A 21,510-nucleotide genomic window follows, 5' to 3' on the forward strand; every position below is an offset into this window, starting at 1 on the left:
TGCTGCGAGTGAAATCCTTTTGAAAACTGCAGTGCTACGCTTTGCGAATAATTGGAAGAACTGGTAGTCAACGATGAAATTAGTTCCGGTAATCTTGTGCGGCGGAGCGGGGTCTCGCCTTTGGCCTCTCTCTAGGCAACTCCATCCCAAGCCCTTCATTCGCTTGCCCGATGGGACCAGCTTCTTGCAGAAGGCATTCCTGCGCGCCACTGACTTGCCCGGCGTGTCGGATGTCTGGACGGTCACTAATCGCGAACTCTATTTCAAGACGGTCGATGAGTATCACGAACTCGGCCGTGATGATGTCTCGACCGGCTTCATACTGGAGCCCGTAAGCAGAAATACTGCCGCAGCGATTGCCGCAGCCGCATTGCAAATATCGAAGCAATACGGTGAGGAGACGCTGGTTCTCATTCTCGCGGCTGACCACTTGATTGACGACCAGAAGGAGTTCGGATCTGCGGTGAGCTTGGCAAGTGAGCTCGCATTGCAAGGTAAGCTGGTCACTTTCGGCATTCAGCCGGACGCACCGGAAACCGGCTACGGCTACCTCGAGGTGGAAGGAAACAATGTTGTACGTTTCGTCGAAAAGCCGTCACTTGAAAAGGCCACCGAGTTTGTCGACTCCGGGCGATTCCTCTGGAATTCCGGCATGTTCTGCTTTGCTGCGGGAGCGATGCTTAAGGAGATGTCGGTACACTGTCCTTCCATTCTGAGCGCAACTCGGCAATGCATCGAAAAGTCGCGGTCATGGGTCGAAGACGGTAAGGGCGTCCGTCTCGAACTGGACAAGGCAACCTTCGAAGATGTACCCGACGCCTCGGTTGACTACGCTGTCATGGAAAAGGCGGCCGCGATTTCGGTCGTACCGTGCGATATCGGCTGGAGCGATATCGGGTCTTGGACAGCGCTTGGTGAAATGTCTCCCGCAGACCCCGACGGCAATCGCCTCGAGGGTAGCGTCGAGCTTCACGATACCCGGAACTGCACCATCCATAGCAATCATCGGCTGGTGGGAGCGGTGGGCCTGGAAAATCTCATTATTATCGACAGCCCCGATGCCGTCCTCGTTGCGGACAAGGGTGCGGCGCAAGATGTGAAGAGGATCTACGCCAAGCTCGAATCAAGAGGGCATGAAGCGCATAAGTTTCACCGGACCATGCATAGGCCATGGGGAACTTATACGGTCCTGGAGGAAGGTACGGGCTTCAAAATCAAGAGAATTGAGGTTAAGCCGGGTGGCCGTCTGAGCTTGCAGATGCACCACCACCGTAGCGAACACTGGATCGTGGTGAGTGGTATGGCGAAAGTCGTTAACGGGGAAAGGGAATTCTTCGTGAGCACGAATGAATCTACGTATATCCCGGCAGGGCATAAGCACCGATTGGAAAATCCTGGCCTGATCAAGCTGGTCATGATTGAAGTACAGAGTGGTCCGTATCTGGAGGAAGACGATATCGTTCGCTTCCAGGATAGCTACGGACGAGCTTGAATTGTCTAGTACCCGCTGAGCGCTGACGGAAACCACTCCAAACCGAGTATCTGCAAGATGGCTATTTCCAAAAAACTTCGAAAGCTGCGACGAGATCCTAAGGCCTTCTTTAGAGACTCGAAGAATCCGCTATTTAAGAGCGTCGGCGTATTGCTGATCGATGATATGCGCAAGCCTCAGCCGGTGGCGGCAGCGACCAAGCCTGCGAAGCCAGCCATAGCGTCGAAGGCTGCAAAGGCCCCGGGCCGCGCGCAAAGCGCCGGCGGAAAGGGCGACCTCGAGGCAGTACGGACGATGGAGGCGATCTTTCAAACGCCCTCTTCTGCCGATCTTTGGAAAGCGTACCGCCACGGTGCAATGGACCGCGTTGACGGGTCGACTTCCGGCTGGACAGTTGCACTGTATCCCACTGGGGTTCCGTTCCTAGACCGTGCACGAAGCCGCATGTATCAGGAAGAAGGCTATTCGGTTGTCTATCTGCCGTTGTGGGAGCATTTTGACCAAGGCGCAGACCTCGACGATGTGGAGTTCCGGGCGAACAAGGCACCACTTGAGGCCAATGCAATTGCGCGTAAGATGCTCGCGTCCATCAAGGAGCGAAATGTCTTGGCCGTTGTGTTGCCATACGATGCCACCTCGTTGACGCGGGCCATTGCGATCCAATGCCGGGCGCTTCGGCTCGTGAGCATCTGCCACTTTCCTGTGGCATCGAGTTCAACGCTTGAGTTGTATGGAGAGACACGTATCGCATCCATGCCGATCTGCGAGCGGTTGGTGGCTGATCAGGTCGTTGCGGGGAAAATGAGTTTCCCCGCACGAGTGATGCAACGGTGCTCGGTGCTTCCGTATAGCGCCGACATTGCTTCCGCGTTTGATGAATCTCATAGGGAAACCATTCGAGCCGGCATCGGCGCAGGGGCTGCGGAAGACGTCCGCTTGCTGGTTCTTCCGCCTCTGCAGAATTCGCTTTCGAACGAGCGATTGACGGATGCCGTGTTTGCAGAGGTGGAGTCATTGCTGTCCCGAACGCAGCCTACCGACCACCTTCTGATCGTGGCTAAGCGGCGGAAGAACGGCTTCCTCAACGGAGCGGCAATCAAGCTGCTTCGCGAGAAGTATCGAAAAGCGATCCGCTTCTACGACGAGGATGGTGATCTTGCCGAGTGGGTCGGCATCGCGAAGGAAGTCGTTGCGCCCGAAGGGCTACTTGGTATCGATCCCGCTGAAGGCCAATCGATGCGGCTCTATTCCATTGACGAGGTGGCCCAAGATCGAACGGGCGCCTCCACTGTTGATGTGGCCATGGACCTCTCCACGGAAGGAGCGATTGATGGCGAGAAGCCTGCGATTGCGCAGGCTCGGCCTCATTCGAGCTTCCGCGAGCTCATCGAAAGCCACCAGCCTGGTGTCGCGATCCCTGGGCTGAGCAACAGCATCTATGAGGATGTCCTGTCCCGGATTCTGGACAAGGATGGCGTGGGTCTGGATGTGATTGGTGTTCCGGACCCGATCAACAATCTCCCGATTACCGAGGGCAGGCAGAAGTATCTGCTCGAACTGCTTTCGGCAAACCGTCGCGTTACGGGCGCAGGAGCGCTGCAAGGGGCAAATGCGGCAGAGCTCTTTGTTCAGTGGGGCGCAGAGCCGAGCGAATCCAAGGAGCGGCCGGAAGTGTTCAGGAGCGAGCTTGGTCGCCCGCGTCTCTATCTGGAAGATGGATTCATTCGGTCGCAAGGACTTTGGACCGATCCGAATGAGCCAACGCTGTCGGTCGTAATGGACACGCGGGCAATCTATTACAACTCGCTTCAGCCTTCTCTGCTTGAGAGAATACTCAATTCCGATTTCGAGCTTAATGATGCGCAGCTTGCTCGCGCCAAGCGAATTATTTCGGATATTGTTTCCAACCGAATCTCAAAATACAACCACGCCCCGGTACTGAATCTCGATTTCCGCACTCGTGGAAAGAGGACGATCTTGATCGTCGACCAGAAGGCCGGCGATATGTCCATCAAGTACGGAAGTGCGACGGACGAGAGCTTTTCGGCAATGCTGCAAGAAGCCCTTGACCTGGGTGAGGAGGCAGAGATCATTATCAAGCAGCACCCCTGCGCCATTAGCGGGGGTGCGCATGAAGCACACTTTACTGCGGAATCGCTCGGTCCCGTCGCGCGGCAGAAGAACGTCCATCTCATTGGCTTTGATGTCAACCCTTATTCCCTCATCGAGGCTGTCGATGAGGTGTGGGTGGTGAGTTCCGGAATGGGGTTCGAGGCGCTGATGGCAGGCAAGAAGGTTCGCTGCTTCGGGGTGCCGTTCTACTCAAACTGGGGTATCACACAGAATCAGGTTGACGTGCCGCGCCGACAACGGCAGCGCTCGTTGGAAGAAATTTTCTATGTCTTCTATCTGATCCTGTCCCGCTATGTTGACCCGCAAACAGGGAAGCTCTGCGAAGTCGAGCGGTTGATCGAGTACTTCTCCGACAAGAGTGAGCAGCGTGCTGCGTGAAAAAAGTGTCATGTCGAACGACCTGCTAACGCAAGTAGTCTTCTTCGGTTCCGAGGCAATGACCGTGAGGGGCCGCATTCAGTTTGCCGAGATTACGAGCAATCTGTCGCAGAGTTGTGTCCAGATCTGTGGTGAGTCGGCGCTTGTAAAGTACTGTGAAGACATCCTGGGGGCCACGCCCAGCGATGAAACGCGACGCGTCGAGATCCTGTTGAATGGTTCTGTGTCGCTCGCTGCTATTCGGCGTGTCTGGAACGATTTGCGCGGTGCGCGTCGCCAATCGTTGGCGCTGCGCATCCGTCTCGCGTCCTCGGAGGTCCCAAGCGGAGGTGCCAATTCAAAGCGCCTTGTGATTGACCTCGATGGACACCGTCTGGTGGACTTCCAGAATAAACTGGAAGCGCTGTCACGCCATGTGCCCTCGAATGACGCTGTGCTGTTGGCAGGCGAAGTGCCTCTGGTTTGGCCACGCTATGCTTCTGTCTTCTGGTTGTCTGATGATCCCCAGAATCTTCTATTTGATGCATTGGACGAGGTCAAGATTGCTCGCGATTCGCAGGTAATCTTCCTTCGATCGAGTGAATCTCAGTTGCACACCAAGATTGCACGCGATTTTTGGAAAAGGCTATTTGCCGGCGAACTGCCGGATGTTCTGGCGTTCGACGATACGCATAATCTTGCTCCATTGCGGCTGTTTGAGGAAAGTGCAATCGAAACTCTCTTCGTGTTTCCCGAGCGAATGTTGCCCCTCCAGCGAGCATATTTCGCTAGAGGGTTTGATCTGCTACTGGGACTCAACTATGGTGGTGAACCAACTGCGGCATTGGTCTTTGGGCCAGACAACCGCGACCTCGAGCGAATCCAGCGTGCTCTCGAAATCGTTTGTCCGCGAGTGGTGACACATCCGTTGAAAAGAGGGGGATATCCTGCGACGCATCGGTTGGTGAGACGGTCGGAAACTTTTGTGCGCCGGATGTTGGGGGTACACACCATGCCACCGATGCGCTTTTCGGAGCGCTGTTTTGTATTTGGCACGGAGCGCCACACTAAGTTGCTGGAAGGCGCCATTGAAGGGCTTCCCGCGCTGAGGAACGTCGTCTATACAGGTGCTTGGTTTACGCCTTCAATCATGCCGTTGAAGGAAAAGAGACCGTCTGTAAAGTGGTATTGCGACACGCACGATGTGTTTTTCGTGCTAGACCGGGATTCAAATCATAGCGAGCGACGTGTTCTATATAGCGCCAAACGCCAAAGAAGTTCGGAAATAAGCCTGCTTAACCAGACAGATGGTGTCATTGCGATTTCCGATGCGGATCGTGCATCTATAGTTGGGGCGGGTTGTTCTAGCCACGTATTGACTGAGAGCGGCTCGTTCGCGCATGCAGCCCGCGGGGTCAAGATGGACAAGGCGCCGACCGAACTTGTTTTCGGCTTTATCGGTTCAAACAATACTAACAACGAGAAGTGCTTGCGCATCGTTCGCACAAGCTGGTGGCCGGCAATTTTGGAACACTATCCAAATGCAAAGTTGAAAGTTGCCGGTGGTATTTGCAAATCGAAGGAGGCGGAGAATCTGGAGAATGAATTCTCAGGCGCCGTGCAGCGCTTGGGCTTCGTTGATGTTCTGAGTGAATTCTATGGTTCCGTCCAAGCGATGCTTTCGCCCATCGCGGTCCAGGGAGGACTGAACTTCAAGAGCGTCGAGGCGCTAGTCGCCGGTAGGCCGTTACTCACCAATGAACTAGGGACTCGATGCATCGGAAATGATGTGACAGGCGTATGCGTTATTGGGCCGGATGCAAAGGAGATCAACGAGATTGTTGAGCGCATTGGGCATGCCGAGGATGCAGTCCGCTGGCGTGAGACTATTCATCAGCACGCCCTACAGAGGTTCGGTGATGATGCCGCCTATCGTGGATTGATTGCAAGACTCAAACAATAATGAGTAACGGCGGCATGGCTAGCCATCAAGTTCTGCTGGACGACCAGGATTTCCGGATCACGCTGCATGACACGGGCAGTGATGTGCTGATCGTTGCCTTTTCTCCTATGGAATGGCCGGGGCAGGACGTGAAGGGGCGGTTCTGGGGGGATAAGGTAGCCCACAAACTTCCGTTTGCATGGCTATCAATTGATGCCAAGAGACCCCATTGGTTTTGCGCTGCCAAATGGAACGGCATCAAAGGATTGGTCGAAAGTGCGACGGCTCGATTTCCGAGAAGGATCGGATACGGTCACAGCATGGGTGCGTACGCGGCACTCAAGCATAGCGGCACCTATTTGCCGGATGCCATCCTTGCATTCGCACCGCAATGGTCAATTGATCCCATGGATGTTGGGGACTTTGATACACGTTATGAACAATGGTTTGAGTTGGATTCTCACAAGGAGATGAAAATTCAGCCGGCGGATATCCGTGGCAAGTCGTGGATCTTCTTTGATTCACGGTTTGAGACGGATAGTGCCCATGTTCGCAGTATTCGGGGAGGGGCGGTCAATCGCATTTCTGTTACGCACATGCGGCATGATGTGATTTACGCGACCAAAGGGGCTAATTCCCTAACTTATCTGGTCATGCGTGTACTGCTTGGAGGGGAAGGCGCCGCCAAAGAAGTACACCGACATCTTCGTGTAGAGAAGAAGAAGACGTCTACGTACCTGGTCCATATGGCCTTCAGGACGCTGAAGGCGAGGCACGCTGGATGGGCCCGGAATCTTTCTGCGCGCGTGTTGGAGAATGCGGCCGATCACGTCGGTGCGCTGCTTATCTTTCTGCAAGCATGCGCCAAATTGGGCCAGCCAGAGGGCGTAGCGACAGTGGTTGAAAAGGCGAGATTTTCTGCACTGTCGGATGCAGAGATCTTTATCGCAGCGAAAGCGCTGGTAGAACTCGGTTTTAGTGATGTGGCCGGCGGTCTATTGGACAGACCTGCCATTGCTAGCAAGGAAAACGTAAAGTCGATTCGGAATCTTTCAGAATTACTGCTGACCCGTGGTGAGCTGGATGCGGCAGTGCTTCTGCTGGAGAAGACAGTAGTGATTGCCCCTGAGGACCCCCACTGCTTGGCTCATCTGGCCAAGGCTCTGGTCAGAACAGCTAAAGGCTCCCGTGAAACGCTACTCCGAGCACTAGGCTTACTTGAGCATGCGCTCGAGTTGAATGAGTCAGTGGTTGGCTTCTGGAAGGCTTATGCTTTCGCGCTCGAGGCATATGGAGATGTGGAGGGTGCGGTGGTCGCGTGGCAACGGATCGGGCAATTCGCACCCATCGAGGGAAAGGATCTGGAGAGATTTGAGCGCCTGAGCCGGACCATAGGCACGCTTGCAAGGGTTGGGTAGAGAGCATGAAAGCAATCCTGAAACTTCTGGCAGCCGGCCACCTGGCGTTGGGTCTACTTGCGGCAACGGTAGCAAATGGGGCGCCATTGGCTGGTGAGGTTGTCTTGACTTGTGGACAGTTGAAGGAGAACAGCCTTCGAGTGGCGGCCGCGACGCGCGACTTGACGCAGGCGGATATCAACGTCGAGGTTGCATCCGAAGCACTTGACTCGTGTGAGGCATTGCTGCAACGGGCGGCGGTGTTTCCGGTGAATGTTGATCTGAGAGGGAAAGGATCAAGGCTCAATGAGATTCCAAATTCCGACTTTCGGAATTGGCCTGGCGCGAGCAGAGTGGAGTATGGTGCGCCAAGGTTTGGAGAGCGCCAAACCTATAGTGGTACCGGAGGACGTAAAGTTGAGCACGCGCGCTGCTGGGTATCCAATGTATGGGGGCTTTACGGCGGCGGAGTCATTAGTCGGATTGAAGATAAGAGCGAGAAGTTCTTGAACTGGGTGGGAGATAGCACAAGTCCTCCACCGAACCAATGTGGTGGAGAGCGACGGCGATGCAGCGATGATCCAGATGCAACCGGTTTCCATCACGTGTTTGATCCGGAAGCTCGGCGGCTTGTCCGGGCCGGGACTGCTGGCCATGATTTGAGCCAGCTGATTCCGGTGCGCGATTACTTGATGGATTGGGTAAGCGTGAGAGTGCGCATCCGGTACAACAAAGGAAACGAGAAATTCTATGTGAGGCTCATGCAAGGAGTTGGCAAGGATGGTCAGATGAAGAGATCTGATTCTCGTACATTGCCCGGCATCGAGCTTGTAAAGGACGGATCGATCCACGACTATCTGATGTTCGTAAACCTGCGAGGGGAGCGAGATAAATTGCGAGATCTGACGGATGAGGCTCGTGATCTGCAAAAGTATGTACAGATCAGCCTCAGTTCTGCTCGACCCGAGTATGGTCACGATATTGACGTCTTTCGCATTAGCCTGCATCGGGGAATTAGCGCACCCCAGGACCCGGAGTTTGGATCACCGGATCCACGCATCGCACAACGCGGTGAAGCTTGCGGTTCTGCAAGCCACCGTCAGTGATCAGATAGAGATTTGGAGCAACAAATGATTAGTGTTGGAAGTGGCATTTCGGTTGGGAACGCGATCCCCTTCGTCCTATTCGGCGGCATCAACGTCCTCGAATCGCGCGACCTGGCCCTCCGTTCGTGCGAGGAGTACGTTCGCGTAACGCAAAAGCTCGGCATCCCCTACGTCTTCAAAGCCAGCTTCGACAAGGCAAACCGTTCTTCGATCCGCTCCTACCGCGGCCCGGGCCTGGAAGAGGGGATGAAGATCTTCGAAGCGGTGAAGGCGGCGTTCGGCGTGCCGGTGATCACCGACGTGCATGAAACCTGGCAGGCGCAGCCGGTTGCCGAGGTGGTCGACGTCCTGCAACTGCCGGCGTTCCTCGCGCGGCAGACGGATCTGGTGGTGGCGCTGGCCAAGACAGGCCGGCCCGTCAACATCAAGAAGCCGCAGTTCCTGAGCCCCAGCCAGGTAGCCAATATCGTCGAGAAGTTCAAGGAAGCCGGCAACGACCAGCTCATTCTCTGCGACCGCGGCACCTGCTTTGGCTACGACAATCTGGTCGTCGACATGCTCGGGTTCGGTGTGATGAAGCGTGTCACCAATGACATGCCGATCATCTTCGACGTGACCCATGCCCTGCAGCAACGGGATCCGGGCGGCGCTGCATCGGGTGGCCGTCGTCAGCAGGTCGTGGATCTGGCGCGCTCCGGTATGGCGGTTGGTCTGGCGGGCCTGTTCCTGGAGGCGCATCCTGATCCGGCCAACGCCAAGTGCGACGGGCCGAGCGCATTGCCGTTGGACAAGCTGGAGCCGTTCCTGACGCAGGTGAAGGCAGTGGACGATCTGGTGAAGTCGTTCCCGCCGCTGATCATCGATTGATGGAGCCTAACGTCGTGGTCAACGAGAAGAAGGATCGCGTCGCGATCGTCATCCCGGCGCGCTATGGATCGACGCGGCTGCCCGGCAAGCCGCTCGCCGACATCCTGGGCAAGCCGATGGTGCAGCACGTCTATGAGCGTGCATGCAAGGTCCCTGGGGTCCATGCGGTACTGGTTGCCACCGACGACGCGCGCGTTGCGGAGGCGGTGCGCGGGTTCGGCGGCGAATGCGTCATGACTTCTCCGGATCACCCGTCAGGCACCGACCGGCTCGCCGAGGTGATGGCGAAGGTGGATGCGGACATCTACGTCAATCTGCAAGGCGATGAACCGCTGGTGCGGCCGGAGGACATTGCGAGGCTGGCCGCTGGCATGCTCGAGGATGGCACGGTGCAGGTGGGCACGCTCTGCCATGCCATCGATGCGGACGAGGCGGGCAATCCGAACACGGTGAAGGTCGTATTGGCCGCTAACGGTGACGCGCTTTACTTCAGTCGTTCGCCGATTCCCTATCCGAGGGACGCCGAGGCGGCTACCTTCCTCAAGCACGTTGGCGTCTACGCCTATCGTCGCGAGGTGCTGGCGGCGTACGCCGAATTGCCCCAGCCGATGGTCGAGCACGCAGAGAAGCTGGAGCAGCTGCGATTGCTGGCAGCCGGCATGCGAATCCGAGCGTTTGAAGTTGCTCCGACCGGTCCGGGCGTGGATACGCCGGAGTGCCTGGCACGCGTGCGTGCGCTGATGGCCGGCAAAGAGCCGGAGTTGCCGCCCTCGTTGGCTGACGTGCGCCTTGTCATCACCGACGTGGATGGCGTGCTGACCGACGGTGGCATCTATTACGACGCCACGGGGGAGTGCCTGAAGCGTTTCCATGTGCGCGACGGGCTCGGTATTCATCTGCTGGAAGAGAACGGCGTACGGGTGGCGGTTGTGTCCGGCCGCGACTCGGAAACCTTGCGCAAGCGTGTGGCGGATCTTGGCGTGACGCTTTTCCAGTTTGGTGTCAAAGACAAGTTTGCCGCTTGCCGCGCGTTGATGGCCCAGGCGGACGCGACACCCGGGCAGACGGTATGTATCGGAGACGACAGCATCGACTTGCCTGCGTTTGCGGCATGCGGTCTGTCGTACGCAGTTGCGGATGCGGCTAGCTATGTGAAGGCGCGCGCCACTGGCGTGCTGTCGGCGCGTGGAGGCGAGGGTGCCTTCCGTGAACTGGCTGATGGCATTCTTCTTGCTCAAGGCAAGGCAGAAGTTTTTGGTACGGCCGAGGGCTTTGCCACTGTGATGTCTGGCATCACGCAATAGTTGTCGACTGCTACTGACAAGTAGAAGCGATCAGAACAAGAGAAGAAACAAGCAGGGAATAAGAGAGATGACTGGGGTCCTCACATTGGCACGCAATGTCGTTGCCGCGGAGATGCAGGCGCTGGATCGCATGTCGAGCCGTATCGACGCAGGCTTCGAAAAGGCGATTGACATTATTTTGAATGCCCGTGGCCGGGTAGTTGTCGTCGGCATGGGCAAGTCGGGACTGATTGGGAAAAAGATCGCTGCCACCATGGCATCGACCGGGACGCCGGCATTTTCAGTGCACCCGGGCGAGGCCTTCCATGGCGACCTCGGCATGATCAAGCCCATTGATGTGGTGCTGATGATTTCCAACAGCGGGGAAACGGAAGAGCTGATCCGTATCCTGCCGTTCCTGAAGCATCAGCAGAACCCGGTAATCGCGATGACCGGCAAGGTCAATTCAACGTTGGCCAGGCATAGTGACGTTGTGCTGGATATCTCGGTCGAGCGGGAAGCCTGCAACAACAACCTCGCGCCCACCAGCTCGACGACCGCAACGCTGGTAATGGGCGATGCGCTTGCCGTGGTGCTTTCCGTGAACCAGAATTTCCAGCCGGAGGATTTCGCCCGTTTCCATCCCGGTGGAAGCCTTGGCCGGCGGCTGCTGACTCGCGTCGCGGACGTGATGCACAAGGAAAACTTGCCGATCTGCAAGCCGGAAGCGTCCTTTCGCGATGTTGTGCACGTCATCAACCGTGGCCGACTCGGTATGGCATTGGTGATGGAGGGCGGCACGCTCCATGGTGTCGTCACGGACGGGGATGTACGCCGTGCGTTCGATTCGGATTGCGACTACAAGACGATCCGCGCCAGGCAGATCATGTCGACCGACCCGAAGCTGGCGTCCCCGGATGAGCGTTTTGCCGATGCGGAAGCACGGATCCATGCTGCGCGGATCGGGGCACTGGTAGTCAAGGATGAGGCGGGGCGCGTAGTCGGCATCCTGCAGATTCATGATCTGGGGACCGATGAGCCTTCCGTCTGAGGGTGCCATCGGCATTCTTTCCCACGGCATTCGCCGCATTGCACACCTCTCCGCCTTTCTTGGTGAAGAGGTGATGGCGGTGCATGCCTTGCAGGGCGCGCGTGCGCCGCTCTCGGGCATCGCTGCCTGGGGGCGGCGTCCGACCGCACGCAAGGCGCATGCGTTCGCGCGCTCGCGCGGCATTGAACGCTTCCTGTGCCTGGAGGATGGATTCCTGCGATCGTTGCATCCGGGGGCGTCGTCACAGACTTGCTCGCTGGTCGTGGATGACCTTGGTATCTACTACGATGCATCAGAGCCCTCCCGGCTTGAAGCCATGGCCGGCATGCCCCTCTCGCAAACGGAGCAGGCACGGGCGCAAGGTCTGATCGAGCGTTGGCGTGCCGCAGGCGTTTCCAAGTACAACTATGCGCCGGCGCCGACGGCGTTGCCGGCAAGGCCGTACGTGCTGGTCATCGACCAGACCGCCAATGATGCTTCTGTCCGGTTCGGCCAGGCTGATGGCAACAGCTTCCGGCGCATGCTGGAGTCAGCGCTGCTGAATTACCCGGACTGCCAGATCCTTGTCAAGGAACACCCGGAGGTCGCACTCGGACGCAAGCGGGGTTATCTTGGCGGCATTCTCGATGCGGGGGATTATCCGAGCGTCGTGCGGCTGCAGGATGATGTACATGTCGTTCCGCTGATATGCGAGGCGCAGGCGGTGTTTGTTGTCACATCGCAGGTTGGTTTCGAAGCGCTGCTTCATGGCAAGACCGTCTATACCTTCGGCATGCCGTTCTACGCTGGCTGGGGGCTGACAAACGACGATCTGCCGGGGCCGTCCAGGCGTCGTCCAGTATCGCTGGAGCAACTCGCGCTTGCCGCCCTGGTCCGCTACACACGCTATGTCTTGCCGCATTCCTGCAAGCGCTGCGAGGCGGAAGAAGCGATCGATTACCTGGCATTGCAACGTCGGATGCGGCACCAGTTTCCTGCGCAATTGCATGCGGTCGGATTCTCGCGCTGGAAGCGCCCGATCTTGCGGGATTTCCTGCAAGGGAACGAGGTTGTCTTTCATCGGAGTCTGCGCGCGGTGCCGCAGGGTACAACCGTTGTGCGTTGGGGCAGAAGCATCGACACGTCGACGCGCGCCGATCTTTCCGTGATTACGGTGGAGGATGGCTTCCTGCGTTCCGTTGGCTTGGGCGCACAGTTGATCCGGCCACTGTCATGGGTGTTCGACCGTACCGGCATCTACTACGACGCGACCAGGGAATCCGATCTGGAGCGGCTGCTGGCGGGCGCGCAATTCGATTCCGCGACGCTTTCCCGCGCGGAGCGCCTTCGGAATGCGATCGTCAATGCTGGCCTGACCAAGTACAACGTTGGTGAGGGTGACTGGAACCGTCCGCCCGGAGTCGGCAATGTCGTCCTGGTCGTCGGTCAGGTGGAAGCGGATGCGTCGCTACGGTTCGGCGCCCCTGGCATCCGTACCAACCGGGCCCTGCTTGAAGCTGTGCGCGCAGAAGCGCCGGATGCCTACATCGTTTACAAGCCACATCCGGATGTCATGACCGGCTTGCGTGGCGACCGCGATGCCGAGTGCGAACTGGCAGCGCTTTGCGACGAAGTGGTGTCGGATTGCCCCATGGATCGCTTGATCACCGCTGTCGACGCTGTGCATGTGCTGACGTCTCTGGCTGGGTTCGAGGCCCTGTTGCGTGGCAAGCCGGTCACGACGCATGGTGCGCCGTTCTACGCCGGCTGGGGCCTGACCGACGACCGCTGTGATCTGCCGCGTCGGCGCCGCCGGCTCTCGCTCGATATGCTCGTGGCAGGAGCGCTGATCTTGTACCCACGCTACGTCTTGCGCGATGCGCGCGACAACTATGCCACCCCCGAGCAGGCGGTGGACCACATGTTGTCGTGGCGAAATGAGGCGCCGACAGCGGGTGAACGTTTGTTGCAGCGATGGATGCAGCCGCTGCTCAGGCCATGGACACGCTGGCGCGATGCTTCGGCCGGTGCGGATTCGCGGCGGGACGGAGATTGTCGCGATGCCGGGCAGGCCCTGGGCGGTAGAGGTGGACGGCATCGGCCGATACCTGCGCCAGAGCAATAGGGCAGAACAAAGCAAGAATCAAAATAGCTTTTAGCGGAAAACAAGCGCAGCGCGAGGGGCCGGGGAAATGTTGTCGTTCAGGAAGACAGCTGGAAGCATTGACATACCGAGTCCGACGAAGGTCGGTCGGGAGACGGCTGCGCAGGATGTGGCAGGGCCGGTCGTACCCGAGCAGGCCAGCATCGAGCAGATTGCCAGGCATCGGCGCATCCTTCTTCTGCAAGGGCCGAACGGACCGTTCTTCTCGCGGCTGCGCGATCTGCTTGTCGGGAAAGGTAGCCAGGTCACCAAGGTCAACTTCAATGGTGGCGACGACTTCTTCTACCGGGCGGGAGACATCGTCCGTTTCACGCAGCCGATGGTGCTGTGGGAATCGTTCCTGCGCAGCTTGCTGGCGCAGCGTCGCATCGATGCGATCGTCGTGTTTGGGACCAGCCGGCGTCAGCACCGCATTGCGGCTCGCGTGGCGGAGGAACAGGGCATCGCCTTCTGGGCGTTCGAAGAGGGTTATGTGCGGCCGGACTACGTCACGCTGGAGCGCGGTGGCGTCAATGCGGATTCTCCTCTTGCGCCGTTGGCGATGGGAGATGTTCCCAAGGTGGCCGTTCCTTCCAGGCCGCGCAAATTCCGGCACTCATTCCGCAAGATGGCACTGCACTCGTTCTGGTACTTTGCCGGCGGTATGGCGGAAGCGCGTCGCTATCCTCACTACCAGCATCACAAGCCGATCGGCATACATGAACTGGGTCGATGGATTCGGGCGGCATTCCGCAAGCAGCTCTATCGCTGGCAGGAGCGAGAGCTTCGCGAGCAGCTATTGGCAAGCGAGCATCCCCATTTCTTCCTCGCGCCGCTGCAGGTCTACAACGACAGCCAGATCCGCGTACATAGCCCATGGCGGCGTATTGAAGACTTTATCGAGTGGACGATCTTTTCGTTCGCCGAGCATGCGCCCGCCGACAGCGTATTGGTGTTCAAGCATCATCCGATGGATCGCGGGCATACGGACTACGCTGCGACCATCGAGGCATGCGCGGCGCGCTTCGGTGCGAGTGGACGCATTCTTTATATTCACGATGCGCACCTGCCATCGCTGCTGCACCGATGCATGGGACTGGTGACCGTCAACTCGACCACCGGGCTGCAAGCCCTCTTTCACCGCGTACCGGTGATTGCGCTCGGCCGCTGCTTCTACGCCAAGCCGGGATTGACGTACCAGGGGCCGCTCGACGCGTTCTGGAACGATCCGGGCTCGGTGGACATGAATATCTTTACGCGATTCAGGAATTACCTGATCCATGTCTCGCAGATCAATTCGTCGTTTTATGCCGACGACATGCTGGTGCCGGTTCCTGAGCGGCGGCGCTGGAATGTGCAACGGCGGCGCCTGGCACGTGCGCTCTTTGCTGTTGGCCTCGTCACGGCAGATGCCTATAGCGGAAGAGCGTGGGACTTTACCGTGACGGTCAATGTGCTGGCCGCGCTGCTGGGGTAAGCAGAGACGCTACCCCCGATGGCGCCTCGTTTAAATGTGCTCATCATTCAAATCCTGGGCGGCGGATTCAATAACGGCTGCGGTCAGGGAAGCTACAGACAGCAAAACAAGACTGATGGTCAGCATGCTAGTCCTTTATTCGAGCCGGCACGGGCTATGGTGTATTCAACGACCGATAGGGTCGGATACAAATAGGAGGAAACCCGCATGTGCTTGGTTGTCCGGTATTGAGCGTTGGATCGAGCCGGACGCGATCTCATGTGAGTCCTGGTCAACCCTGTGTTTCAAAACTACAACAATGCAAACGGTAACACCGGCTCGCTTGATTGCTCCGCTGGCTGACGCACTGATATAGAGGCTGTCTCTCGTTATACTACTGGGCGCTGGCTCGCCAGCGCCAGGTGTCCTTTCGACACGGCAGGCTGGCCTGCCACCGGCGCCCCCCGCCCCAAACGCCCCCAATCATCAATCTCGCCCCCCGCAGTCATGAGAGAACGCATCGCCGGCTTCCTGCTGATGGTCTTTATCGTTCCGCTAGCCGTCCTCGGATACCTGCTGATCGTCTACATCGGCTTCTTTGGCAAAACCGAACGCGGCCGTGCCGGCGTGCGCGCGCTGGACCATTTCGTCAATGCGACCCTGCTCAATGGCTATGCCTGGGAGTCGGTGTCGTCGCACGCCTGGCGCGAGCAGCACCGCTGGTGGGCGCGCTTCATCATCTGGTTTACTGACAAGTTCCAGAAGGACCATTGCCGCCGGGCGAACAAGCGCGAGCAGCCGGTCGTCGATCTGGTGCTGAAAAAGAATCTGCACCACCGGACTCAGTGATGAGTGCAGCGATTCAGCAGAAATCTTCGCCTGTCCGGACGGGCGAAGTAAAGCATCGCAAGGTCTACTACGTCAGTGGTTTCGACCCTCGGGGCGCGGCTTACTATCACCGCTTGTATCGCGAGGAATCCGCCAAGCAAGCTGTCCATCATGGCGGCGCGGTCACGGTAGGCAAGAGATCCCGGCTGGGCGAGCATGTGAGCGGCTGGAATGTCGATGGCGAGTGGGATGGCCATGTGGTATCAACGCAATACCAGTTCCTGCATTGGGACGACCTGGTGCGCAGACACTGGGAACCGAGCTTGTGGCGGTTAGTGCTGTCGGCGCTGACCACCTATGGCCGCTATATCGGATGCGGTGCATTCGGGTCCTTGAGCAGCACGTTTCGCGGTCCTTTCTATAGCGCACTGTATCCGTTGGCTTACCTGGCGCTGCTGATGTTGCTGGCGGCGGGATGCGCCGTCGGTGTCAAGGCGCTGATCGGCATCGGCGGAGCAAATGCCTGGCTCGCATGGGCGGGCGGCATTTCCGTCGGTGTTGGTTTGTTTAGCGGCGGCATTGCGCTGGCGAACCGGCTAGCGGTGTTCTGGCTGCTGCAAATCTATCGCTTCGTGCCGCGGTGGGGTGAGCGTGAGCCGGAAGATATCAAGGCGCGAATCGATACCTTTGCTGACTGGATTCGGAAGGACCTGAAGACATCGGATTGCGATGAAGCATTGGTAGTCGGCCACAGCGTTGGCTCGATCGTCAGCGTCGCGCTGGCTGCGAAGCTGACGGAAGCGCTATCCTCTGCGCAGCGGCGCCGCGTTACGCTAATCACTCTCGGACAGTGCATCCCGCTGCTCAGCCTGATGCCTTCAGCCAAAGCCTTCCACCAGGACCTGCGGCGCCTGTCCGAAGAGCAGGACATGCAATGGCTCGACATGAACGCGCGCGCCGATTCGCTCTGTTTCTCGCAGGCAAATCCGCTCGACATTTCCGGCATCGAGGGTGCCAGGGTCGGGCGTCCGACCCAGCAAGTGGTGCGTCCGTTCCGCATGTTCAGCAAGCAGGACTATGCGCGCATGAAGCGCAGCAAGCAGCGCCTGCATTTCCAGTACCTGATGGCAAGCGCCTTGCCGAATGAGTACGACTATTTTCGGATGACGGCCGGACCGAGCCGTATCCAGCCATATTGAATCCGCTTCCATTGCAATGAATTTCCAGCCGCCTTATCCCAAGCCGCACACGCGCAAGAGTTCGTTCCTGTTGCGCTTCCTGCGTGGCTGGAACTCGTGGATCGATGTGCTGTTCGAGCGCAGCTATTCGATGAAGATGGGCAAGATCTCGCAGCCCGGCATGGACATCTTCATGGTGAACGATGCCGACTGGGTGCGCAAGATCCTGGGCGACACGCATGAGTATCCCAAGCACAAGCTGATGCACCGGATGCTGGAGCCGCTGCTCGGTACCAGCATTTTCACGACCAACGGCAAGGTGTGGGAGCGGCAGCGCCGGCTTGTGGAGCCCGCGTTCGCGCAGGCGCGGCTGAAGCTGGTGTTCTCGCTGATGGCCGATTCGGTGGCAGGCATGATCCGGCGGCTGGATGCGGCGGCGGACGGGCAATCGTACGAAGTGGATGGCGAGATGACGTACGTGACCGCCGACATCATTTTCCGGACGATCCTGTCGGAAAACCTGGAGGAGTCCGCCGCCAGGGAGATATACGACGCGTTCCTGGATTTCCAGCATCATGCGCAGCGCGCGATGATCCTGATGATCTATCGCCTGCCGCCGGTGTTGTCGGCGTGGAAGAGCAGGCGCGCGGCCAAAAAGATCCGTGTGATTCTGTCCGAGATCATCGCGCGGCGACTGGCTGAGCGTGACAGCGGGCAGGGGAACGCAAAGCAGGACATCCTGGCGGGCATGATGGATGCGGTCGATCCGGTCAACGGGGATCGGTTCACCTATGAAGAACTGGTAGACCAGGTGTGCATGCTGTTCCTGGCCGGCCATGAGACGTCGGCGAGTGCGCTGACCTGGGCGCTTTACCTGCTCTCGCAATGCCCGCACCTGCAGGACAAGATGCTGGCGGAGATCCAGGAGGAGGTTGGTGAGCGAGATTTCGAGCTGAGCGACATCAAGAGTCTGCCGACGATCGGCAACGTGTTCCGCGAGACGCTGCGGTTGTATCCGCCGGTCGGGTTCTTCGTGCGCGAAGCGGCGCAGTCGCAATGCATTCGCGACAAGTCGGTGAAGGAGGGCTCGCCGATTCTGATTTCGCCGTGGCTTCTGCACCGGCATCGCACGTTGTGGGAGCGGCCGGACGAATTCGATCCCGACCGCTTCGATACGCAGGCTGGCAAGGAGTCGTCGAAGTGTGCGTATATCCCGTTCAGCAAGGGACCGCGCGTATGCATCGGCGCTGCCTACGCGACGCAGGAAGCGGTGCTGATCCTCGCCAGCATCGTGCGCCGCTATCGTGTCGAAGCCGATCCTGGCCATGTGCCCAAAGTGGTTGGGCGCGTGACGATCCGATCGGGCAACGGTGTCCGGGTCCGCCTGCACCGCCGCTGACCGGAGCCCGTCAGAACCCGCTGATGCGCAGCCCGATCGCAAACAAGGCATACGACCGGTCAAGCCGGCTCGCCGTGACCGGGTTATAAAGCATCGGCACATATCCCATCAGGCTGTTCTGCGCGCCCTGGCCGCGCACGAATATGTCTACGTAGCGGTTGATCGCGTACGAGGCCTGCAGCAGGATGGTCTGGTTGAACTGCGACTTGGGAGCGCCGTAGGCGGTATAGCGGTCGTCCAGTTCACGGAAAAAGTACTGCGCGTGGTAGCCGGCCACCAGGCTCCACGCCCCATAGCGCCACCGCCATGAACCGCCGGCACTGATGAACGCGCCGTCGTCATTGAAGCCATCGCCCGCGTCCATGCCGATCTGCCCGGCGTTCATGCGAAAGCCACCGGTGGAGATCGACGCGCGTCCGACCCGGCACGGTGCAGCAAGCGTGCCGATGGCCATGTTGTCCGCGCTGACCCTGACGTTGTAGAGGCAGGAGCCCTGTTTCAGTGTGCCCTGGATATCGCCGGCGCGAACCCAGCTGTAGCCGGCGCTGAAAAAGCCTGTCAGGAAGTGATTGGTCCAGGGTTGGCCTGTGTAGATTACGTCGGCCTGCACTTGCGTATCGTTCGGATGCGCGATGGTGAAATCGGCGATCTTGCCGGAGCCGGTCGACCCAGTCTTGCTCAGGCTGCCGGTGTAGTTGCCCCACGCGGACAGGCGCAAGGTCAGCTTCCGGCCTGCATCGGGCGTCGTGATCAGGCCATAGCTGGTGGATGCAAGCCAGCTGTCGATGCCGGCGGAATCGTCGCCATAGGTGACGTTCCGGCGCCAGTATCCGGCCTCCAGCGACCACGCGGGCGATAGCTTGTAGCCTGTGCGGAAATGCCCGCCCTGGTAATGGCCACCTGAGTCATAGGCAGTTTCAGCAAAAAATCCCCGCGCTGCCGGAACCACCGGTTCCGCGCTCAGCAGCGCATCCTCCATGGCGCCGTGCGCCATTCCCCATGGCGCCAGCATCATGGCGCCGAGACAGATTGCAGTGAGCCTGCGCTGCGTGTTGGCGCCCATGTTGTCTCCCCGGTAGGACTTGTTGTTCTTGAATCCACCTTTGGTTGGCTGCCGCAGCGTCTGTGGCGTCGCTGGCGCTAAGTGAATGGTGGAAAGCGGGGTGGCGATTCACAACCTGTGTTGGTGCGCTAAGGCACCGATGTGGCGCACGCGCCGACCGATCTCCGGGGTTGACTTTAGATCGTACGATATATATCTTACGATATGTCTAGCGATATACGGAGAGACTTATGCGCCACCAGTTCCAGCACAAAAGCCACCAATACGCCGTACACGGCGGGCCGCACGAGGCGTCCATGCGCCTCGCTCCGCACCTAATGCGCCATGCCATGGGCCGAGGTGGTGCGGGTTTCTGGGGCCATCGGGACGACGACAGCTTCAGTGGCGACGGCCCTGGCGGCTTCGACAACGAAGGCTGGCGGCGCGGCCGCAAGTTCAGCGCCGACGACCTGCAGCTGCTGTTGCTCAGCCTGCTCGAAGAAAAGCCGAGCCACGGTTATGAGCTGATCAAGGCGCTGGAGACCCGCACCAACGGCTTCTACAAGCCAAGCCCAGGCGTGGTCTACCCCGCGCTGACTTACCTGGAAGAAGTCGGCTACGCCACCGTCGACACCGAGGGCAACAAGAAGCGCTACCAGCTGTCTGAATCCGGCAAGGCGCATCTTGCCGCCAACCGCGAGCGTGTCGATGTGATGGTGGCCAAGCTGCGTCACGTCGCCCGCAAGATGGAGTGGATGCGCCGGGCCATGAGCGGCGAGCCGCAGCCGGAACCGGAGCAAGGCGGCTGGCTGCCCGAGCTGATGCAGGCGCGTGCCGCGATCAAGCGTGCGATGGTGATGCGTAGCGAAGCCGGCGCGGACGAGCAGCGCCGCATTGCCGCGATCCTGATGCGCGCCGCAGCCGAGATCGAAGCCGGCCCTCAGGCCTGAACCGTGGCGCTGACGCTGGCATCGGCCATCGGCACCCGAGCCCGGCAGGTGCCGGGCCCTCAACCAAGGAATTCCTCAATGACTGCAAACGCCCCTGAAACCAACCGCGATCTTTCCGTGCAGCGCGTGCGCCATCCGCTGAAGATGCGACTGCTGCAAGTGGTGCGCACCACGCAGGTCACGCCGCAATTGCTGCGCGTGACGCTGGGCGGCGCCGAGCTGGAAGACTTTGTCTCGGCCTCGTTCGACGACCACGTGAAGGTGTTTTTCCCCGTGGACGGCGCCGACAAACCGGTGCTGCCGCAGGTCGGCCCGGACGGCATCAGCTTCCCCGAGGGCCAGCCGCGTCCGGCCGCGCGCGACTACACGCCGCGCCGCTATGACGCCGCCGCGAAGGAACTGGATATCGAATTCGTGCTGCACGGCGACGGGCCTGCGTCGACCTGGGCGGCGCAGGCGCGGCCGGGCCAGTACCTGGGCGTGGGCGGGCCGCGCGGCTCGTTCGTGGTGCCGACGGGCTTCGACTGGCATCTGCTGATCGGCGATGATACGGCGTTGCCCGCGGTGGGACGCCGGCTGGAAGAGTTGGGCGCGGCGTCGCGTGCCATCGTCGTCATGGAAGTGGGCGATGCGACCGCGCAGATCGCGCTGCCGAGCCGGGCCAATGTCGAGGTGCACTGGCTGCATCGCGGCGATGCCCCCGAGGGTAGCCTGCTGGAAGGGGCGCTGCGCCAGGTCACGCTGCCGCAGGGTGAAGGCTATGTCTGGGCGGCGGGAGAGGCGGCGGCGATGAAGGCCGTGCGCCAATACCTGGTCGGCGAGCGCGGCATCGACAAGAAGCGCATCCGCGCATCGGCCTACTGGAAGCGTGGAGACGCGGCGGTGCACGAGACGCTGGACGACTGAG

At 59.3% G+C, this 21,510-nt stretch carries 16 protein-coding genes and 1 pseudogene; 16 read left to right on the forward strand and 1 reads right to left on the reverse strand.

Translation table 11 applies throughout. The features are described 5' to 3' along the window. Positions 1–73: 73 nt before the first annotated feature. From CTP10_RS22490 to CTP10_RS22550, 14 genes and pseudogenes are all read left to right on the forward strand, one after another. A complete protein-coding gene (locus CTP10_RS22490) occupies positions 74–1,492 on the forward strand; it encodes a mannose-1-phosphate guanylyltransferase/mannose-6-phosphate isomerase (protein ID WP_116321099.1) in 1,419 nt (472 codons plus the stop codon). A 57-nt stretch (positions 1,493–1,549) separates the two neighbouring features. Then, entirely contained in the window at positions 1,550–4,003 is a 2,454-nt protein-coding gene (locus CTP10_RS22495) for a capsular polysaccharide export protein, LipB/KpsS family (RefSeq protein ID WP_116321098.1), read from the forward strand. A gap of 10 nt (positions 4,004–4,013) precedes the next feature. After that, positions 4,014–5,945: a glycosyltransferase gene (locus tag CTP10_RS22500; RefSeq protein WP_116321097.1), complete on the forward strand. Its 1,932-nt coding sequence runs from the start codon at positions 4,014–4,016 to the stop codon at positions 5,943–5,945. A gap of 14 nt (positions 5,946–5,959) precedes the next feature. Beyond that, a complete protein-coding gene (locus CTP10_RS22505; RefSeq protein WP_147316226.1) occupies positions 5,960–7,342 on the forward strand; it encodes a tetratricopeptide repeat protein in 1,383 nt (460 codons plus the stop codon). A 5-nt stretch (positions 7,343–7,347) separates the two neighbouring features. Next, a complete protein-coding gene (locus CTP10_RS22510) occupies positions 7,348–8,427 on the forward strand; it encodes a hypothetical protein (protein WP_147316225.1) in 1,080 nt (359 codons plus the stop codon). 24 nt (positions 8,428–8,451) lie between these two features. After that, positions 8,452–9,294 (forward strand): 3-deoxy-8-phosphooctulonate synthase, encoded by an 843-nt coding sequence (gene kdsA, locus CTP10_RS22515; RefSeq protein ID WP_116321094.1) that lies wholly within the window; start codon positions 8,452–8,454, stop codon positions 9,292–9,294. Next, positions 9,294–10,034: pseudogene (kdsB, locus tag CTP10_RS41280) on the forward strand (3-deoxy-manno-octulosonate cytidylyltransferase); the annotation flags it as partial. The gene kdsA and the pseudogene kdsB, both read left to right, overlap by 1 nt. Next, positions 10,035–10,598 carry a KdsC family phosphatase gene (locus CTP10_RS41285; protein ID WP_442875245.1) on the forward strand — a complete coding sequence of 188 codons (564 nt, stop codon included), beginning with the start codon at positions 10,035–10,037 and terminating at the stop codon, positions 10,596–10,598. It abuts the pseudogene before it with no gap. Positions 10,599–10,665: 67 nt separating this feature from the next. After that, positions 10,666–11,628 carry a KpsF/GutQ family sugar-phosphate isomerase gene (locus CTP10_RS22525; RefSeq protein ID WP_116321092.1) on the forward strand — a complete coding sequence of 321 codons (963 nt, stop codon included), beginning with the start codon at positions 10,666–10,668 and terminating at the stop codon, positions 11,626–11,628. Then, complete coding sequence (locus CTP10_RS22530) at positions 11,597–13,732, forward strand: capsular polysaccharide biosynthesis protein (RefSeq protein WP_233528203.1); 2,136 nt, start codon at positions 11,597–11,599, stop codon at positions 13,730–13,732. Before CTP10_RS22525 ends, CTP10_RS22530 begins: the two co-directional genes overlap by 32 nt. A 67-nt stretch (positions 13,733–13,799) precedes the next feature. Beyond that, a complete protein-coding gene (locus CTP10_RS22535; protein ID WP_116321090.1) occupies positions 13,800–15,227 on the forward strand; it encodes a capsule biosynthesis protein in 1,428 nt (475 codons plus the stop codon). A 486-nt stretch (positions 15,228–15,713) separates the two neighbouring features. Next, positions 15,714–16,055, forward strand: coding sequence for a hypothetical protein (locus CTP10_RS22540; protein WP_116321089.1), 342 nt, complete (start codon positions 15,714–15,716; stop codon positions 16,053–16,055). Continuing rightward, positions 16,055–17,233 (forward strand): hypothetical protein, encoded by a 1,179-nt coding sequence (locus tag CTP10_RS22545; RefSeq protein WP_116321088.1) that lies wholly within the window; start codon positions 16,055–16,057, stop codon positions 17,231–17,233. Before CTP10_RS22540 ends, CTP10_RS22545 begins: the two co-directional genes overlap by 1 nt. 16 nt (positions 17,234–17,249) lie before the next feature. After that, a complete protein-coding gene (locus CTP10_RS22550) occupies positions 17,250–18,611 on the forward strand; it encodes a cytochrome P450 (RefSeq protein ID WP_116321087.1) in 1,362 nt (453 codons plus the stop codon). A 10-nt stretch (positions 18,612–18,621) separates the two neighbouring features. On the opposite strand, the gene CTP10_RS22555 is transcribed toward CTP10_RS22550, so the two are convergent. Beyond that, a complete protein-coding gene (locus CTP10_RS22555; RefSeq protein WP_116321086.1) occupies positions 18,622–19,674 on the reverse strand; it encodes a hypothetical protein in 1,053 nt (350 codons plus the stop codon). Positions 19,675–19,970: 296 nt separating this feature from the next. On the opposite strand from CTP10_RS22555, the gene CTP10_RS22560 reads away from it, so the two are divergent. Both CTP10_RS22560 and CTP10_RS22565 read left to right on the forward strand, forming a co-directional pair. Continuing rightward, on the forward strand, positions 19,971–20,603 hold the full coding sequence (locus CTP10_RS22560; protein ID WP_116321218.1) for a PadR family transcriptional regulator: 633 nt from the start codon (positions 19,971–19,973) through the stop codon (positions 20,601–20,603). 78 nt (positions 20,604–20,681) lie between these two features. Further along, positions 20,682–21,509, forward strand: a complete 828-nt coding sequence (locus CTP10_RS22565) for a siderophore-interacting protein (RefSeq protein ID WP_199414633.1) — start codon at positions 20,682–20,684, stop codon at positions 21,507–21,509. Position 21,510 lies beyond the last annotated feature (1 nt).

Source organism: Cupriavidus sp. P-10 (genome assembly GCF_003402535.2).
Lineage (GTDB): Bacteria > Pseudomonadota > Gammaproteobacteria > Burkholderiales > Burkholderiaceae > Cupriavidus.

What these genes read in the sequence shown, in the direction of transcription:
- CTP10_RS22490 (WP_116321099.1), top strand. Translation starts at nt 74, where the DNA reads ATGAAATTAGTTCCGGTAATCTTGTGCGGCGGAGCGGGGTCTCGCCTT.
- CTP10_RS22495 (WP_116321098.1), top strand. Translation starts at nt 1,550, where the DNA reads ATGGCTATTTCCAAAAAACTTCGAAAGCTGCGACGAGATCCTAAGGCC.
- CTP10_RS22500 (WP_116321097.1), top strand. Translation starts at nt 4,014, where the DNA reads ATGTCGAACGACCTGCTAACGCAAGTAGTCTTCTTCGGTTCCGAGGCA.
- CTP10_RS22505 (WP_147316226.1), top strand. Translation starts at nt 5,960, where the DNA reads ATGGCTAGCCATCAAGTTCTGCTGGACGACCAGGATTTCCGGATCACG.
- CTP10_RS22510 (WP_147316225.1), top strand. Translation starts at nt 7,348, where the DNA reads ATGAAAGCAATCCTGAAACTTCTGGCAGCCGGCCACCTGGCGTTGGGT.
- kdsA (WP_116321094.1), top strand. Translation starts at nt 8,452, where the DNA reads ATGATTAGTGTTGGAAGTGGCATTTCGGTTGGGAACGCGATCCCCTTC.
- CTP10_RS41285 (WP_442875245.1), top strand. Translation starts at nt 10,035, where the DNA reads ATGGCCGGCAAAGAGCCGGAGTTGCCGCCCTCGTTGGCTGACGTGCGC.
- CTP10_RS22525 (WP_116321092.1), top strand. Translation starts at nt 10,666, where the DNA reads ATGACTGGGGTCCTCACATTGGCACGCAATGTCGTTGCCGCGGAGATG.
- CTP10_RS22530 (WP_233528203.1), top strand. Translation starts at nt 11,597, where the DNA reads ATGATCTGGGGACCGATGAGCCTTCCGTCTGAGGGTGCCATCGGCATT.
- CTP10_RS22535 (WP_116321090.1), top strand. Translation starts at nt 13,800, where the DNA reads ATGTTGTCGTTCAGGAAGACAGCTGGAAGCATTGACATACCGAGTCCG.
- CTP10_RS22540 (WP_116321089.1), top strand. Translation starts at nt 15,714, where the DNA reads ATGAGAGAACGCATCGCCGGCTTCCTGCTGATGGTCTTTATCGTTCCG.
- CTP10_RS22545 (WP_116321088.1), top strand. Translation starts at nt 16,055, where the DNA reads ATGAGTGCAGCGATTCAGCAGAAATCTTCGCCTGTCCGGACGGGCGAA.
- CTP10_RS22550 (WP_116321087.1), top strand. Translation starts at nt 17,250, where the DNA reads ATGAATTTCCAGCCGCCTTATCCCAAGCCGCACACGCGCAAGAGTTCG.
- CTP10_RS22555 (WP_116321086.1), bottom strand. Translation starts at nt 19,674, where the DNA reads ATGGGCGCCAACACGCAGCGCAGGCTCACTGCAATCTGTCTCGGCGCC.
- CTP10_RS22560 (WP_116321218.1), top strand. Translation starts at nt 19,971, where the DNA reads ATGCGCCTCGCTCCGCACCTAATGCGCCATGCCATGGGCCGAGGTGGT.
- CTP10_RS22565 (WP_199414633.1), top strand. Translation starts at nt 20,682, where the DNA reads ATGACTGCAAACGCCCCTGAAACCAACCGCGATCTTTCCGTGCAGCGC.